Raw genomic sequence first — 15,605 nt, 5'->3', positions numbered from 1 at the left:
GGCGGCCGGGTTTTGCCCATGGGCCTCACTTGCACCACGATCGGCGAATAGCGTACCGCTATTGCGCAACAGAAGGTCCAGCCATGCCGGGCGCCGAGATCCCCGCCACCATCCTCATCGTCGATGACGACGCGCTGATCAATATCGGCACGGCCGACATGATCGAGGATATGGGCCTGCGGGCGCTGGAGGCCTATTCGGGTCGCGAGGCGCTCGATATCCTGGAACGCGGCGACGCCATCGACCTGCTGATCACCGATTATTCCATGCCTGGTATGACCGGGGTGGAGCTGGCGGCCAGGGCGCGCCAGTTGCGGCCGTCCCTGCCGGTTTTGCTGGCCACCGGCTATGACGAACTGCCGGGCGGTGAGGTGAGCGACCTGCCGCGCCTCGGTAAGCCCTTCCAGCAGGCCGAACTGCTCGCCTGCCTGCAGCGGGCACTGGCTACCGGTGGTGACCGGGTGGGCAATGGCGATCCCGTTGAGATTGCTGGCGCCAGCCGCGCCGCGTCCGGGAGCGGCTTGCTCTAGCGCAGGCCGGATTCTTCGAGCAGGCCGGCGCGCTTGGCGTCGTAATAATAGCCGCGGGCATAGAAGCGCACCGCCTGGTCCTGATTGCCACCGGCGGTGACATAGGCACCGGCCAGGTAACGCACGGCATAGCGCAGGTTGGTCTCGGCGTCGAGCAGGCCGGCGGGGGAGCCGCGATAGCCCATGCCGGTGGCGGTGGCATGGCTGATCTGCATCAGGCCGTAATAGGGGCCGTTGCGGGCGGCGGGATTGTAATTGCTCTCGCGTACGATGACGCGGCGCACCAGCGCCTCGGGCACCGCATATTGCTGGGCATAATGGGCGATCAGCGGATCGAGCGAGCTATCGGCATAGCCGAGTGCGGTGGGCGCCTCGGGCACCACATCGGCATCGGGCACGTGGCCTTCCGGCGTAGCGAAATTGGCCAGCGCCGCCGTGGCCGGACCGGGCGCCGGCTTGAGCGCGCTCATCGAGCAGCCCGACACCAGCAGCGCCAGCATTGCCGCCGCGCCCGCCAGTCTTGCGCCATCCCCGATCATCGTCGCTCTTGCCATGCCGTTGCTCTAGCCGATTTTCGCCTTCCGCGCGATAGGGCCCAATCGCGGCAGCAGAAAGGCAATTTGGTGGCATGGCCCGTGCCCGGCCGCGATTGTGTTGCGCTTTGTTGCGTTTCCGCGCTTCCGGCCGCTCCGCACGCTGACAGGCCGGAATGGGTGTCGCGGAAGGAGGCCAGTTGAGAATGGGAGCATTATGCGGTCACGGCGCGGCTCGTGACGCAGCCATGCGCGCCGCCGATGCAAGCGCGGGGATTGCCGCAAAACGCCCGTTGCGCGCATCACCCTCTTTGGTTAGGTTGCGCCCTGTTCAGCCGGGGCCCCGCCCCGCGTGACGGATGCACCCGTAGCTCAGCTGGATAGAGCGCTGCCCTCCGAAGGCAGAGGTCTCGCGTTCGAATCGCGACGGGTGCGCCAATTAAATAATAAACTTCAATGGGTTAGGTCTTGACTGAGACCGCGCCGCCACATGAGGCGCAAGCCACGCGTAAGCGCCAGGGCAGGTTTCGTGTGCTATATGGCTGCCGTTTCGGCCGCCATGAAACCACATCTACCCAGGTTCGGCCCGAAAACTGCGCCTCTTGACGATGGTGAGGGTCGACCGCTGCCCACAAGGGCAGCAGTCCACAAGCGGCCGTTTTGGGGCCGATAGCAGTCAGTCCGCTTTTAGATACCGCATACGGAAAGCGGCCATTGCGCGGGGAGGACTGCCTCACGTTCTTCTGGAGCGGAAAGCTGACTAACCCGTTTGTGCATGACTTGGGTAGAGCCCTTGTTATGACTTCCACAGTGGCGCTGGTAGGGCCTCGGAGTTGGCCATCGTCCACTGCCAGCAGTCAACTTGATGTGGCATGATGCGACCTGTGCATCTGCCCGAGGATCATCTGGTAAATGGTCCGGGGAGCGTCGATGCCTTTGAAGCCTGTTCTGGTTGTGGTGGTATAGGTCTGGCGAACCGAATTGGTGGTTCGGTAACTGCTGGTTTTCCGGTACACCTGCACGTCACGATTGAACCACACGGTGCCTTGCGGCCCGTCCTCCAGCTCAAGTGCATTCATGTCGCTGATGGGAAAGCGCTTCAGGCTGCGCCGTCCGAACAGGTCCATGGCGATATAGGCCGCCTCGTCTGTCAGGGCATAGGAGGAATGCCGGCGCTCATAGGCATCCCAGAACGGAATGCCGAAGGCCATATATAGTCCGACAAACATGAAGGATAGGCCTAACAGCGGGAATAGGTCGAGCGCGCCGCCACTCGCGGGGCCCATTTGAGCCATCTGTGAGGTCGCCGCCATCCAGAAGATTGCAAAGGCGGTGAACACCAGCGCGAAGGGCAATCGCGGGGTGAAGAAGTCAGATATCTGGACGCCGCCATTGGGGCGGCAATGCCAAAGCAGCCGTTCGCCGTGTGGAAGGACGGCCCGCCATCCTTGATCGCACTCATTGCTGTGCTTCGGTGGGATCGGCACTGGTCTCGCTGCCTGCCATGCCGCGAATGGCATCGGCCAGTGGCTGGCTCAGCCCGGTCTTGCAGCGATTGCCTTCGACGCCGAAAAGCACCCGACGCTCCAGCTCCTGTCCGCGTCCATCACTCTGGGCAAAGGCCAGCGCCACTAGCTCGGTCTCGCGTTGTCCGTAATACCTGTTCTGTTCTGCCAGCACGAGATCGGCATGGAGAATACAAAGCTCTATGGCCGCGTTCTCGAGCTTCTCCGTCGAAATATCGGCAAGCTCGGCAGCAACCTCGTAGGTCAGCGTCAGCTGCCGGGCGCGCGGCCCGGGCTCGATGTACCGCAACACCACGGGCAGTCCGCTGGGCAGATCGGGCTCCAGATTGTCCGGGCCAACACCCAGCGGCTGTGGAATGCACATCAGGTTCCCGTCGAGCGCGAAGACAAACTCGTGAAATCGACTGATCGTGACGCCGCCCTCTGCACCCGTGTCATAAGTGGGGTCGAAGTCCCAACGGATACGGACGGCCGTTGCATCCTCCTCTTCAATCGCCGCGCGGCTAAACTGCACGAGGCCCGAACATAGGGGCTGGACCTTGCGGGCAAAGTCATCCGAGGGAACGGCTCCAAAAGGCTCGGGATCGAAGTTGGGCCGGGCCCTCACCACAATGGTGGTGGGGCCTGTGTCCGATGTTTCGAGAAGATAGTCCTCGACAGTGATCGTCGAGCCATCGCCCAGTGCGATAATCTCCGCCTCCTGTGCAGAGACCGCGGACACGTTGAACGCCAGCAATGCGGCGGTGGTCAGAACCACAGTAAACTTCGACATCAATTGCTGCTCAATATCTCGATTCTTCAGTATCGGCGGCAGCTTAACGGGGTGCCGGCAATATCTCCCTCCCCTGATCGGGGTATATTGCAGGCTGGGCATCATCACTATCGTCCGCTGCACTCGGGAGGAGACGACATGATCCTGTTTGCGCGGCAATTGTTGGCTGTTCTAGCCTTGGGACTCTTCGCCACGTCGGGCTGGGCGGCAGACATGTGGCTGGTCTCCAATCATTTTTCTGCCGAGCGTTTCGTGCCTCATCTCCATTACGCAGGCGCGGTCATGGAAGGGGACGCCGAGGCGCTGGCGAGCCTTTTTGATAAAGTCCTGGAGTGCGACGTCCCCGCGCTGCCGGCAGAAGGCGGCAATTGTGCCGTGCTGACATTGAGCAGCCCCGGCGGGAATTACATCGAGGGATTGAAACTGGCGCTGCTGCTGCGCGAAAGGGCCGTGGCCACGGTGGTCGAAGCCGGTTCAAGTTGCTACTCGGCCTGTGCCTTTGCCTTCCTGGGCGGTTCGGGATTTTCAAGCCAGGATGGCGTCGGAGTCTATGTCGACCGCATGGTCGAACCACACGCTATCCTGGGCTTCCACGCGCCATACTTTGCGCCGGACGACCTGGATACGCTTGTCGCCGATTTCGGCATGGGCGCAGTTCTGGGCGCGAGCCGGGACGATATCGCTTTGATGATCAAGCAATTGGTCGACTGGAATATCGATGCCAGCGTGCTTTCCCATATCGTCAGTATGGGTCCTGACGAGAGCTACGATGTGCAGACGGGCGAAGATTACTACGTCACCCGCACGCATTTGCCACCATCTCCCCTCGGCCACTGGATCGGCGATAAAAGCGCGGCGATCCGCAATGCCTGCCTGCGCCTTCTGGCCTATCACCGCAGTGCCTTCATCGATGCGGAGCCCGAAGCGATTTCGGAGACACTGCTCAGCGATTTCGCGGTCAACGAGGCTGGTCAAAAGCTGAGCGGCTTCAGAATAGGGCCGGACAACCCGCTTGGTGTTACCTATTGCGGCCTGCCAACCGAACAGGCCGGACTGATGGGCGATGTCGACCTTGCGCTCTACACAGCCCCCGGCATCAGCGGCGCCGCGCGGCCCCTCGTCAGCCTCTTTCACCGCCCGCAGGGTTGGTCCAGCCTGGGGACGGGCGAAACCGCGAGCCGACGCTTGTTCAAGAAGGGCGGCTTCAATTCCATGTTCACGCATCCATTCGTGACCATGGGGGATCAGGTCACCGACGTTCTGGACTATCTGAGGTTCCAGAAGTTCGACTATTTCAATAAGAATTTTCTGGTCGACGGTGGCATGCCGCGCCCGGAGTTCCACCCATCCATGACCGTCGCAGTGTCCACCCATTCGGCCGATACGCTGGAGCACGGCAATCATCGCATTGTCGTGCAGATGGGCAATCATCTGCTGCTCGAACACGCCAAGACCGCCCTGACAAACAGAAACGTCACATATGACCTCGGTTCGGAGTCGTCTGATGGCTTCGTCTATGGCGGCACCTATCCGTCCGGGCGGCCCTTCCTGTGGTTCAGCCTCTATGACGATGAAGGGCGGATGGCCGCCCTGGTGGAAATCGAGGCCAAGACTGTGCCGGATGACCTGGAGGCCGCGGTCGCAGTGCAGGACTTTCTGGCCTGTAGTTTCAACTTTCGGGGCCACGCCCTGATGTGCCAATAGGCCGGTGGCGGAAATGGCGCTTGTTCTTCTGCTGATCGTTCAGGGTCTCGTCTTTCTGATCTTTGCCATAGCTGCATTCTGGTGGCTGTCTGCCTTGCGCCGCCTCGCCGTTGCGCGCTCGGGCAGCACAATGCCAGGGCTCAGAAACTCGCTCGCCGCCTTCAGGGAGGGACTGACACATCCACGCTATTCGCGCCTGCGCCTGATTATTTTTTGCTCTGTCGCGCTGCTTGTTGTTAGTGCGCCATTGGTTTCGGTTGTTCCCCCGCTTGAGGTGTCGTGATGCGCAATTGGCTGCTTTCCGCATTGGTCCCGGCCGTATTCCTCGGTCTGGCCAGCCCCGCACTCGCTGCGGATGAGTGCCCTGCCGAACGCGCCGTCTATGAATTGCTGGATGGCGAAGACCGTTTCGAGATCGGCTTCCAGCCTTCGCACAATTACGCCTCGATCGCGTCCGACCTCTATATGTACCTCACCACGCCCCAGCGCACCTATTGGTTCACCTTTTCGGTATCCAACGGCTATAGCGGCATGACCCTGGTCCCGGTGACCGATCCCACTCGCGCCGATGCTGCGCCGGACGGGCCTCGCGAACTGCTCGCGCTGGGCAGTGATGATCCACCAGACCTCGATGTCCTGCGCTCGCTGCGGTTCTACGCGCTCGACGAGGATATGACGTTCTGGTTCGAGCCGCCCAATGAGGGCGAGCCGGCGCCGGCCTATGTCATGGTGCCTGAAATAGGCCTGAGCCTGTGGTATGGCGCCGGCCAGTTGACCGATGATGCCACTGCCGATCGTGATCCGATGCCGCGTGGCGTGTTCCAGCCAGACCTTTGCCGCGATGAACTGCCGGAGCGGGCCTGGCCCTGAGGCCGCCTCAGGTCAGGCCCATCCGGGCGGCATGGAGGGCCGCCTCGGCGCGCGAGGAAATGCCCAGCTTTCGGTAGATGCTTTTGACATGGGTGGCGATGGTGGATTCTGCCAGGCCCAGCGCTTGCGCCACTTCGGCATTGCGGAAGCCCTTCGAGACCATGCTCAGCACATCGGTCTCGCGCGCTGTCAGTGCCTGGCTTTCGCCATCTACCGGACCGGTGCGCTGAAAGTGCTCCATGATCCGTCGGGCTATGGCAGGCGACAAGGCTGGAATGCCATGACGCAGTTGAAGCAATTGCCGGTGTACCACCGCGTCGGGTTGCCCCTTGAGGATATAGCCCTGTGCCCCTGCCGAGAGGGCGGCCACCACATGCGCGTCGTCTCCCAGAACTGTGCTGACAATGCATATCGTGTCTGGAGAGACCATCTTGAGCCGGCGAATGATGTCCAGCCCCGAACCATCGGGCAGGCCCAGATCGACCAGCGCCATGTCCCATTGGTCCTCCTCTATCCGGCACGCCGCCTCGCGCACGGACCGGGCCTTGCCCACCCTAACATCGGTAAAGGCTTTCTGTGCGAGATCCGCAAGCCAGGCCAGGGCCTCGGGCACATCTTCGACGATGAGCAATGTTTCAACATTCATGGCGATGGCGTCTCCAGCGGAAGGCGTGCAAAGACATGGGTGCCGCTGTCGGACGAAATGGTCAAAGCGCCGCCATGCCCCTCCGCTCGCGCCGCCATATTGACCAGCCCGCCATCATGCGAGCCAACGTGGTCGCTCAGGCCCACGCCATCATCGCTGATGTGAACATGAAGCTCACCAGCCGACACGCGCATGCTCACCGCAAAGTTGCGGGCCCGGGCATGGCGGATCGTGTTGCTGGCAGCTTCGCGGATAATCGAGCGCAGGGTGTGCGCCAGTCGCGCATCGACCGCCTGTGTCTCGTCGATCTCCATGTCCCAGCGCAATTCCATGTCAATGGCGGCCAGCCGTTCGTCGGTTTCAAACCTGAGATCAGCCAGGACTTCCGACAGGACCAGACCAGTTCCCTGAGCGTTGTTAATGATGTCGCGCAGGTCGGTCAGCGTTTCGGAAATGATGGCGTCCTTGCGTTCCGGGTCCCGGCTGTGCAGAGTTCGCAGCAACTGGGCGCCGATATTGTCGTGGAGGTCCCTTGCCATTCGCGTACGCTCCTGCCGCGCGCCATGCTCCTGCGCATCGCGGCTGGCCAGCGCATGGTCCATCAGTTCAACAAGTTGTTGCACACGGTCGGCATCGGTCTGCGAAAACAGCTTCCTGCCGCCATGAGCATAATGCAGGCACATTGCCGGCGTGCCTTTGGTGAAGGGCACAAGCATTTTCTGCCCGCCATCGACAAGTCGCGCATGGTCTGTCGGTGCCGCCAGGTCGATGCTGAGTGGGGCGAAGGCGCTATCGAGCAGACCGCGCCACTTCTCCTGCCTCAGCGTCGCATTTGAGGTCAGCGCAATGTCGACTACTTCGCGCACCCGAAGCGGATCGACGCCGGTGCGGCGCGCCAGCATGTTTCCCAGAAAATTGCGTAGCGGCAGGTAAAGCATCGCAACGGCCAGGAGCGCCAATCCGAATGCGGGGATGCGCTCGATTGCGATGCCATAGATCAGCACCGCATCCAGTGCGATCAGCAGCATCCCACCCAGCAGGTACGACGTCAGCCGAAAAGACCATATGCCCAAGTCGAAAAGCCGGTAGCGCGCCACCGCGATGGCAATGCCGCAATAGATGATCAGGATGATGCCGAAGGCATGCGCCTGGCGGGTTTGCGGTTCCACGCCCAGCATTGCGGGCACGGCAATGGTGAAAACGAAGACGCTGGTGCCCAAAAGGATGGACAGGCCAAACCAGCCGAGCGCTGCACGCGCGAGTGGCGCACGGCGGGAGGCGATGAACTGGATGGCAACCAGCGCCAGGATGATGCAGAATTGAGCCAGCATCGGCCCATAGGAGCCGATGGACTGAGAAGGCATGAGCTGCATCAATTGCGCGACAACCGCGCCAAGGCCGATTGTCCAAACCGCCAGGATCACCAGGGAACCGCCGATCCGCTTCGGATAGGACAGCAGGAGGCTGATCAATGCGAGCCCGAAGATATTGGTGCCGACGAAGTTGCCGGCGTTAAGCATACGAAACAGCTCGGCATCCAGCGCCAGTTCGCGGGTGCTGTAAACAGATGCGCTCAGGGCTGATGCCATCAGGCCAAAGCCGGAAATGGCCAGGAACACACTTGGCCGGTCACGCTTGAGGGCCCAAATCCAGCCGCCGACGAGTGCGCCGGCGCCACCCACAAACAGTTGCAGCCAGAATTCGAATGGAAGCGACCATGCCGGGCGTCCGGCATAAGGGGCAACCACGACGGTCTGTATGGACTGGTTTTCCCCGGCGAAGCCAACAAGCACCTGAGGCTGGTTCAGCGTTACTGACAGCTCTGCCTGCCGTGCCCGAAATTCATTGAGCAGCGCATAGCTGTTGAGTGTGTCGGGCTCCTCCATGACATCCATGGCATGCAGATTGACCGCGCCGATGCGAGCAATGCGCGAGCCCGGCCGCAAGCCGTTCGGCAAATCTTCGCGCTGCACATCGACCAGAACCACCAGCCCGTCATCACCGGCCTGCAGGACCAGGCCCAGCCATGGTTGCGCCGTGGCGAGCCAAAGCGCGGCCAGCGCTGAAACGACAAAAATCGTAAGGGCGGCCAGAAGCCGCGCCATGGGCGGCAGCTGCAATTGTGCATCGAATGACGACATTTTCAGAGCGATCCTGCCATTCCCGTTGCCCCTCCGTAATCCTCTGAACCGGGGATGCCACGCAGCGGGCGAACTGTATAGAACCTTGTCGGTAATCAATCGAAGTCAGGACGTCTCGGGAGATTGTTACGTGCGAACAATAGCGAAGTTGTCCAGGAAATTTCTTTTTGGTTTGTTGTTGAGTTGTCTTGCCATCATCATTCTGGCGCCGGCGCCTGAAGCGATGGAGTTCCCTCGAGAGGGCGTGCCGGAGATCCCCAATGGGGTCGCAGAGCCTTTTTCCGGTCGCTGGTGGCTGGGTTTTCCCGAAGGCACCGGCACCATAAACGGAGAGCCAGTTGTCGATTGCTCCTCGGCGGTTGAGTTGACGGCTAATGGAGCCGACAAGCTTTCATACAAGTCCTCATCCGGCATTGAGACCGAGTTCGAGCTCATGTCCTTTTCGGGGCGGACGACCTGGCTACCCGAATGGGGCGAGAGCAGCATCGCCGTCTGGGTCAGCAAGGATGAGTTCTTTGTCTATTCCGTTGACCTGGCAACGGGAAAGGCTCGTTGGGGGAGCCCAATGGTGTTTCGCAGATGCTAGAGCGGTCCACATCCAGACTTCGCCTCCTCGTGGGTGTGACTGTCCTGGCGGCCGCCTCGTTCATAATGGTGGCGCTCGGTGGCGAGCCCTATGCACCCGTGCCGCTGGCGCCCAAGGAAGCGGTGTTGCCGCCCGCCGACCTTGTCGAAGCAGCAGCGACTTTGCTGCAGGCATCGCGCAGCGATGACCGCCCGGCAATCGGCGCCATGCTCGCGCCACGCCTCACCCTCATTGATGGCGCCCTAGAACTGGGCCTGCCGCGGCGTATGGAACAAATCGGTCCCTTCGAGACAATTGATCTCGCCCTGACGGCCCTGGCCGACAACATTGGCGGCATCTATGAGCAGCCCTTCGATGGCAGCGACGTCACGCCCTTCGCAGTCGCGGCGGAGCGGGACTTCATCATTGCCGCGATTATCGATGGGCAGGCATGGGGCCGCGATCCTTTGCTCGAGGGTGCGATCTGCACCTATGCCTATCGGGGGTTTGACCGTGCTGCCGTGATAGCCCTGGGCGAGCATCTCGATATACAGACCTCGAACCTGTTCTACGTCGAAGCGCCGGTCGCGGTGCTCGTGCAGCCCAGTCATGGTGCGCGTGCGGCAGGCATGTTGAAAGCCGACCTGCTGTACGGACTGGATTATGCCACCGACGCGCCGGGAGGCTGGATCGCCGTGCATCTGCCGGACGGTGGCTCGGGTTTTCTCAATTTTGAAAACGTGGCGATCAGCAAGCCATATGCCAGCGGCATCTGCTTCACCCGGGATGCAGGCGGATCCTGGAAAATGTCGGCACAGACGGCCACCAATCTCTAGCCGGACGCTCTTCCAGCGCCGTCCCGATTATGTGGCCGGAAAGCTGCCGAAGCCATGTTCGCCTGCCCCCCGAACGGGGGATGGTACTGTTGGTAGGGTAGCGGCCAGATAGCATGGGAGATGGGCAGCGGTAACTGCCAAGCTCGCGGGGTTGAGAACAGTTATGCAGCGGTGGACCTGGATCGTCATTCTTTCTGTAGCAGTGCTGGCAGGGGTGGAAGCCTCGCCGGGACCCGGCGATGTTTTGCCGTCCCAGCCGTCATCCGGTGCAGGATATGTCTCTCCCGAAGGATTTGCATTGGGGCAGCAAATGTCCGGTCCAATCCGGAGCGAGGTATCGCAGGCTGAAAGCCAGACTATGTCTGGCCCAGATAATCCGCCCACGGACCTCGCTCTTGCTATTCCACCAGTCGAGCAGATCGGTTTCGACCCGCTGGCATTCAATTCCTGGTGTTTCAATCTCATGGCCAATCAAGGGTCTCGGTTTGGCTATCCAGACGATGCGGCCCGCATGCAGGCAGCGTTCGCAATGGCTGATGCGGCGGCCCGTTACAAGCGCTTGGGCGAAGCGAGGGGAATCGAGGGCGCAGCGCTCATTGCCTATGACCAGGCCATGGTGGTCAAGACTGCATCTGCCGCGGAGCGAGCGAACGGTGGCACACTGACCGGCGCAGAACGAATGCTTTATGACGCATGTATGGCCAAAGGGCTAAGCGGTATGCGCAACAAGGCGCTTTATGTCGACCCATACGAGAACATGCACCGGCGGCTGTGGTGTGGCGACACGCTGACTATTCTGGATCAGCGCGGCAAATTGGAGGGCACCGCCGAGCAAATTGCAGACGCGAAAGTGGCAATGGGCGCGGCGGAACTTATGCGAACGGAGATTTTCGAGTTTTTCGGCGTTCCGGCCAACGACAATGACATGCTGCGGATGGGCTATCTTTACTTGGCGCTTGCCCAGGTTGAAGCCTTCACCCAGTCCGGGGACCGGGGCAAGTTCGAAGCTGATCCGATCAGCTGCCTTAGCCTGGCACCGACTGATATCGGCGATAATATACCCGATCCGGCGCAGTCGACGCCGGACCGTCCCGCCCTCGCGGCAGCGGGCTGGGACTATCCGTTGAGTGCCGATTTCCGTTTCAACGCCTGGTGCTATGGGGCCATGCACTACATCACGGACGGCAATATGCCGGCGTACAGCAAGCTGAGTGTTTCGGGAGCAGAGGGTCTCATCGGGGACCTGCATTTCCGGATGTTGCGCGAAGCAAAGGGGCTGGGCCTCAGCGACGATGCGCTGGCGGAAGTGGAGGTGGAGTCCTACCATCAGGCCGCCTACGAATTCTCGCGACCCCTTACGAATGCGGGGAGTCGCGACTGTCTTATGACTATCAATCCTGCGCGCAAGCGGCAGTCGATGTGGGCGCAATGCTTGATGTCGACAACCTGCAAGCCATGGTGGATTCATGGTCGGTGCCCGCATCCGACCCTGCACCCGCATCAGAGCCCGCGCCGGACAACGAATTCTACGATACAACATGGTGCATAGCCGGTCTTGAGCGGGTACTGGGCAGCGAAACGGACCGCGAAAAGCGATCAGCGCTCAGGGATGGCATCGAGTCACTGTCCAACAGAGCTGTATGGCTTGGGAGCGAACTGGGGCTGGCACGTGAGGCGGTCTTGGGACGCGTAACCGACATAAAGCTCGTGGTGGACGAGCAAATTGACGAGCTTCGACGTAGTGACGGCAAGCGAATGATCGCAGTATGCCTTGAGCGCGCTTTGGGCGGCTACGCGGACGAGTTCTACGACTGGGTAAAGCCGTAACGCGATGGATTGGGCGCGCATCCGCCGCTCTTGCCTTTGCGCAGATAAGCTCAACTGTTGCCTTAGCGGAGGCTGAAGCGGACCTACAGGTTTCGGGAAACCCAAAACGCGCTCTGAACGGCGGGAATGGGGCGCGTTGGGGATCGGCAGGTCTCGACCCCATATCGGTCATCAACGATGACTGATGTACGCCCGAGAGCTGACATTCAGATGAGGCACACTTCGTCGTTTGGCGGCGGTCATTGGGGGCAGTGCGAGCCTCTTGCGCGGCTGAGTGCCTCATATCACCGATACTGCTTTCCCGAGCTGGAGCTGCGTGAGCGTGATAGGAATAGTGCTTGCAAAGCCTGACCTGACTCGAACCCGGAATGACACGCCTGATGCCCCCGTCACTGCGAAGCCGCCTGAATGTTGCCCTGCTGGTCGTAGCCCTGTCAGGGCTGGTTTCAGGCTTGGGTCTGATGTGGGCCAGCAACAACGAGCTTGCCAGGATTGCGTGGTTCGTTGGCGTCGTTCCTGTCCTCGCAGCCCTTCTTGTCGAAATCGTCCGCAGTCTTGCCAAGGGCGAAGTGGGCTTGGATATCGTGGCCGCACTTTCAATGTCGGCCGCCTTGTTTTTTGGTGAGACGCTGGCGGCGGCCGTCGTTGCCCTGATGTATTCAGGCGGCACGTTCCTCGAGAGCTTTGCGGAAGGCAGAGCCCGTCGCGAAATGAGCCAGCTGCTGTCCCGCGTGCCACGGACCGCCACCCGGCACCGAGACGGCAAGCTCGAAGAGGTGCCGCTCGACGCTATCGAGCCGAGCGATCTGCTCCTGATCCGACAGGGCGACGTGGCGGCCGTGGATGGTGCTGTTGAAAGCAGCACGGCGATGTTGGATCAGTCAGCACTGACAGGCGAGTCGATGCCGGTGCGGCTTGGCCGTGGCCAGAATGTGATGAGCGGCTCGACCAATGCAGGCGAGGCGTTCGATCTTCGGGTTACGCGACGCGCCTCGGAAAGCACTTATGCCGGGATCGTGCGGCTGGTCGAGGCGGCCCAGGCATCAAAGGCGCCGATGGCTAGACTCGCCGACCGCTATTCCCTGCTGTTCCTGCTCATCACCGTGATCCTTGCAACGTTGGCGTGGTGGTTCACCGGCGACCCCATACGCGCCGTGGCGGTCCTTGTGGTCGCAACACCTTGCCCGTTGATCTTGGCTGTTCCGGTGGCGCTTGTGGCAGGGCTGTCGCGGGCAGCGCAGTTTGGCGTGCTGATCAAGGGCGCCAGGCCGCTTGAAGCGCTCGCCAGCATCCGGACGCTGGTATTGGACAAGACCGGCACCCTGACGGATGGACGCCCCCAGATCGTTTCGATCGATACGATTGAGAGCGTGCGCGAGGAAGAACTGCTGTTCCTGGCCGCTTCGCTTGAACAGGCGTCCAAACATCCGATGGCGCAAGCCATCGTGACATCGGCGCGCGAGCGCGGAAGCGTCCTGCGCATTCCCGGGGAGGTTGTGGAGGTCCCAGGAGAAGGCCTTGAGGGTACGGTTGATGGCCGCAAGGTTGTGGTTGGCGGCGCAAGCTTTGTCGCGCATCGCATTGGCAGCGCCGTACCCGAAAGCCGCATTCTCGATGCTGGCGCCGCTCTTGTCGCAGTGGCAATTGACGGAAAGCTCGCCGGACACATCACTATGGCCGATGCATTGCGCTCGGGAACGCAAGGGCTGCTGGCAGGCCTACGGCGCTTGGGCATATCCCGGATCATGCTGGCGACCGGCGATCGGCGCGCTGTGGCCGACGCCATCACGGCTGGATTGAACCTCGATGCAGTCCACGCCCAGATGACGCCTGACCAGAAAGTGCAGCTGATCCTGACCGAAAGGGAAGGCCATGCTCCTGTGATGATGGTGGGTGACGGCGTCAATGATGCGCCGGCGCTGGCCGCGGCGGATGTCGGGGTGGCGATGGGCGCGCGTGGCGCTGCCGCCTCTGCAGAGGCAGCCGATGTCGTCCTGCTGGTCGATCACCTCGATCGCCTGCTGCCCGGGATCGAAATAGCGCAAGGCGCGCGGCGGATTGCGCTGCAGAGCGTTGCTGTCGGCATCGGCCTGTCGGTCGCAGGCATGATCGCTGCGGCGCTTGGCTACCTGACGCCAGTCCAGGGGGCGCTGCTGCAGGAGGCCATAGACGTCGCCGTCATTCTCAATGCCCTGCGAGCGTTGCGGATCAAACCACATGCGCTTCCCACGCCAGATATTGCTACCGCGTCCTAGGAGGATAGTGATGAGCCGCTTTTCGCATCCTGAAGTCCACAGCATGTGTCGGATCTTCGGGGTTAGCGCCGGATAGCGCGGAGGTCGGTTGATCTCGATCAACGCGTGACGGTTGAACAGGCGTAGACTGAGGCTTAAACGGAGGTGGTCATGCGTATACAGGACAAGGTTGCGGTCGTCACGGGAGCTGGCTCAGGCATCGGTTTGGCCATTGCCCGCCGGTTCGTGGCGGAAGGGGCAAAGGTTGTTGCCCTAGACTGGCATGCCGACGCCATCGCGGCGGCAGTGAGCGACATCGGAGGCGCCATCATTGGCATGACGGGTGATGTGTCCAAGGAGGCAGACTGCGTTGCGATGATCGATCGTGCAGCAGCCGAATTTGGGCGCGTCGACATTCTGGTCAACAATGCCGGCGTGATGGACCTGTTCCAGTCCGTTGCCGACGTCGACAACGCGACATGGCGCCGCTGCATGGCGGTCAATGTCGACGGGCCTATGTATGCCATGCGACGAGCGGTTCCGCTGATGCTGGAACTGGGAGGCGGCTCAATCGTCAATATCGCATCCGTGGCCGCTACAGGTGGCGGCGCAGCGGGCGCGGCCTATACCGCCTCCAAGCACGCGCTTATCGGCCTGACCAAGAGTACAGCGTTTCAATATGCTAAGCTTGGACTGCGCTGCAATGCGCTAGCAGTGGGCGGCGTCAGCACCAACATCATGGATAGCGTCGAGGGGCACGCGCTCGACCAGGCTGGGCTCGGGCGATTGGGTGCTTATCAGGCCAGCAATCCGGGTATGCTTGAACCGGCCGACATCGCCAATGCCGTTCTGTTTCTCGCCTCCGACGAGGCCCGTCACCTCAATGGCGCGGTGCTGCCGGTGGATATGGGCTGGAGCGCGGCATGACCGATAGAGGACGTGCGACTACCGACACCGCACTGCGTGTTTTTGTCCCGCTTTGGCTGTTCTTTGCCGGTTGCGTCGTCGCACAGGCATTCGATCGAGTTGAAGACGGCCGGGCGTTGGTGACGATGTACTGTGCCGATTGTCATGCGATCGGAACCAATGGCGAAAGCCCCCTGAATATCGCGCCACGGTTTCGTGACCTTCATCTGCGCTACGACGTGGAGTTCCTGAGCGAAGCGCTTGTCGAAGGGATCGTTACAGCCCATCCCGAAATGCCGCAGTTCGAGTTTGACCCTGACCAGGCTGCAGCTATCGTTGCTTACCTCAAGACATTGGAGCCTTGAGGCCAGTGGGGGTACGTCCTGATGAGAGATGGCGCTACGTCCAACAGTTGCGATCCTGTTGACCCGCCATTGCGCTCGCCAGCTAGAGCATGTCAGCTTTCAGATCGGCTGGTCCAGAAGCTGACTGTCTGAAAACCACCCCCGAGACGA

14 protein-coding genes, 1 tRNA gene and 1 pseudogene are annotated in these 15,605 nt (G+C 61.4%); 11 read left to right on the top strand and 5 right to left on the bottom strand.

Going from position 1 to position 15,605, the window contains the following annotated elements:
* The first annotated feature begins 83 nt into the window (after window positions 1-83).
* The gene (locus tag NVV79_RS04455) at window positions 84-530 is read left to right on the top strand and encodes a response regulator (RefSeq protein WP_303986670.1); all 447 of its coding nucleotides are present in this window, start codon (window positions 84-86) and stop codon (window positions 528-530) included.
* Window positions 531-532: 2 nt separating this feature from the next.
* Here NVV79_RS04455 and NVV79_RS04450 read toward each other — a convergent pair.
* A pseudogene (locus NVV79_RS04450) lies at window positions 533-868 on the bottom strand (transglycosylase SLT domain-containing protein); the annotation flags it as partial.
* A 556-nt stretch (window positions 869-1,424) separates the two neighbouring features.
* On the opposite strand from NVV79_RS04450, the gene NVV79_RS04445 reads away from it, so the two are divergent.
* A tRNA-Arg gene (locus NVV79_RS04445) sits at window positions 1,425-1,501 on the top strand.
* 419 nt (window positions 1,502-1,920) lie between these two features.
* On the opposite strand, the gene NVV79_RS04440 is transcribed toward NVV79_RS04445, so the two are convergent.
* Entirely contained in the window at window positions 1,921-2,550 is a 630-nt protein-coding gene (locus NVV79_RS04440; RefSeq protein ID WP_303986667.1) for a hypothetical protein, read from the bottom strand.
* Complete coding sequence (locus NVV79_RS04435) at window positions 2,522-3,466, bottom strand: hypothetical protein (protein WP_303986665.1); 945 nt, start codon at window positions 3,464-3,466, stop codon at window positions 2,522-2,524. The genes NVV79_RS04440 and NVV79_RS04435 overlap by 29 nt, the downstream gene beginning before the upstream one ends.
* Window positions 3,467-3,499: 33 nt before the next feature.
* On the opposite strand from NVV79_RS04435, the gene NVV79_RS04430 reads away from it, so the two are divergent.
* The 3 genes from NVV79_RS04430 to NVV79_RS04420 are packed head-to-tail and all read left to right on the top strand — an operon-like array spanning window position 3,500 to window position 5,935.
* Window positions 3,500-5,065 carry a hypothetical protein gene (locus NVV79_RS04430; protein WP_303986663.1) on the top strand — a complete coding sequence of 522 codons (1,566 nt, stop codon included), beginning with the start codon at window positions 3,500-3,502 and terminating at the stop codon, window positions 5,063-5,065.
* 13 nt (window positions 5,066-5,078) lie between these two features.
* The gene (locus tag NVV79_RS04425) at window positions 5,079-5,348 is read left to right on the top strand and encodes a hypothetical protein (protein WP_303986661.1); all 270 of its coding nucleotides are present in this window, start codon (window positions 5,079-5,081) and stop codon (window positions 5,346-5,348) included.
* Window positions 5,348-5,935, top strand: a complete 588-nt coding sequence (locus NVV79_RS04420; protein WP_303986659.1) for a hypothetical protein — start codon at window positions 5,348-5,350, stop codon at window positions 5,933-5,935. Before NVV79_RS04425 ends, NVV79_RS04420 begins: the two co-directional genes overlap by 1 nt.
* A 7-nt stretch (window positions 5,936-5,942) precedes the next feature.
* On the opposite strand, the gene NVV79_RS04415 is transcribed toward NVV79_RS04420, so the two are convergent.
* Together NVV79_RS04415 and NVV79_RS04410 are read right to left on the bottom strand one after the other, a co-directional pair.
* Window positions 5,943-6,581: a response regulator transcription factor gene (locus NVV79_RS04415; RefSeq protein WP_303986657.1), complete on the bottom strand. Its 639-nt coding sequence runs from the start codon at window positions 6,579-6,581 to the stop codon at window positions 5,943-5,945.
* Window positions 6,578-8,686: an ATP-binding protein gene (locus tag NVV79_RS04410; protein WP_303986655.1), complete on the bottom strand. Its 2,109-nt coding sequence runs from the start codon at window positions 8,684-8,686 to the stop codon at window positions 6,578-6,580. The genes NVV79_RS04415 and NVV79_RS04410 overlap by 4 nt, the downstream gene beginning before the upstream one ends.
* A 166-nt stretch (window positions 8,687-8,852) precedes the next feature.
* Here NVV79_RS04410 and NVV79_RS04405 point away from each other — a divergent pair, with 166 nt between their 5' ends.
* From NVV79_RS04405 to NVV79_RS04380, 6 genes are all read left to right on the top strand, one after another.
* Window positions 8,853-9,308 carry a hypothetical protein gene (locus NVV79_RS04405; protein ID WP_303986654.1) on the top strand — a complete coding sequence of 152 codons (456 nt, stop codon included), beginning with the start codon at window positions 8,853-8,855 and terminating at the stop codon, window positions 9,306-9,308.
* A 65-nt stretch (window positions 9,309-9,373) separates the two neighbouring features.
* Window positions 9,374-10,123 carry a hypothetical protein gene (locus NVV79_RS04400; protein ID WP_303986651.1) on the top strand — a complete coding sequence of 250 codons (750 nt, stop codon included), beginning with the start codon at window positions 9,374-9,376 and terminating at the stop codon, window positions 10,121-10,123.
* Between the two features lie 163 nt (window positions 10,124-10,286).
* Window positions 10,287-11,672: a hypothetical protein gene (locus tag NVV79_RS04395; protein ID WP_303986649.1), complete on the top strand. Its 1,386-nt coding sequence runs from the start codon at window positions 10,287-10,289 to the stop codon at window positions 11,670-11,672.
* Between the two features lie 646 nt (window positions 11,673-12,318).
* Entirely contained in the window at window positions 12,319-14,205 is a 1,887-nt protein-coding gene (locus NVV79_RS04390) for a heavy metal translocating P-type ATPase (RefSeq protein ID WP_303986648.1), read from the top strand.
* A gap of 150 nt (window positions 14,206-14,355) precedes the next feature.
* On the top strand, window positions 14,356-15,111 hold the full coding sequence (locus NVV79_RS04385; protein WP_146291693.1) for an SDR family NAD(P)-dependent oxidoreductase: 756 nt from the start codon (window positions 14,356-14,358) through the stop codon (window positions 15,109-15,111).
* Window positions 15,108-15,455, top strand: a complete 348-nt coding sequence (locus NVV79_RS04380) for a cytochrome c (protein WP_193731056.1) — start codon at window positions 15,108-15,110, stop codon at window positions 15,453-15,455. The genes NVV79_RS04385 and NVV79_RS04380 overlap by 4 nt, the downstream gene beginning before the upstream one ends.
* The last annotated feature ends 150 nt before the right edge of the window (window positions 15,456-15,605 follow it).

Source organism: Devosia ginsengisoli (assembly GCF_024707105.1).
Classification (GTDB): Bacteria; Pseudomonadota; Alphaproteobacteria; order Rhizobiales; family Devosiaceae; genus Devosia; species Devosia ginsengisoli_A.
The sequence above is the reverse complement of the archived record's forward strand: the minus strand, read 5'-3'. Positions and strand labels throughout refer to the sequence as shown.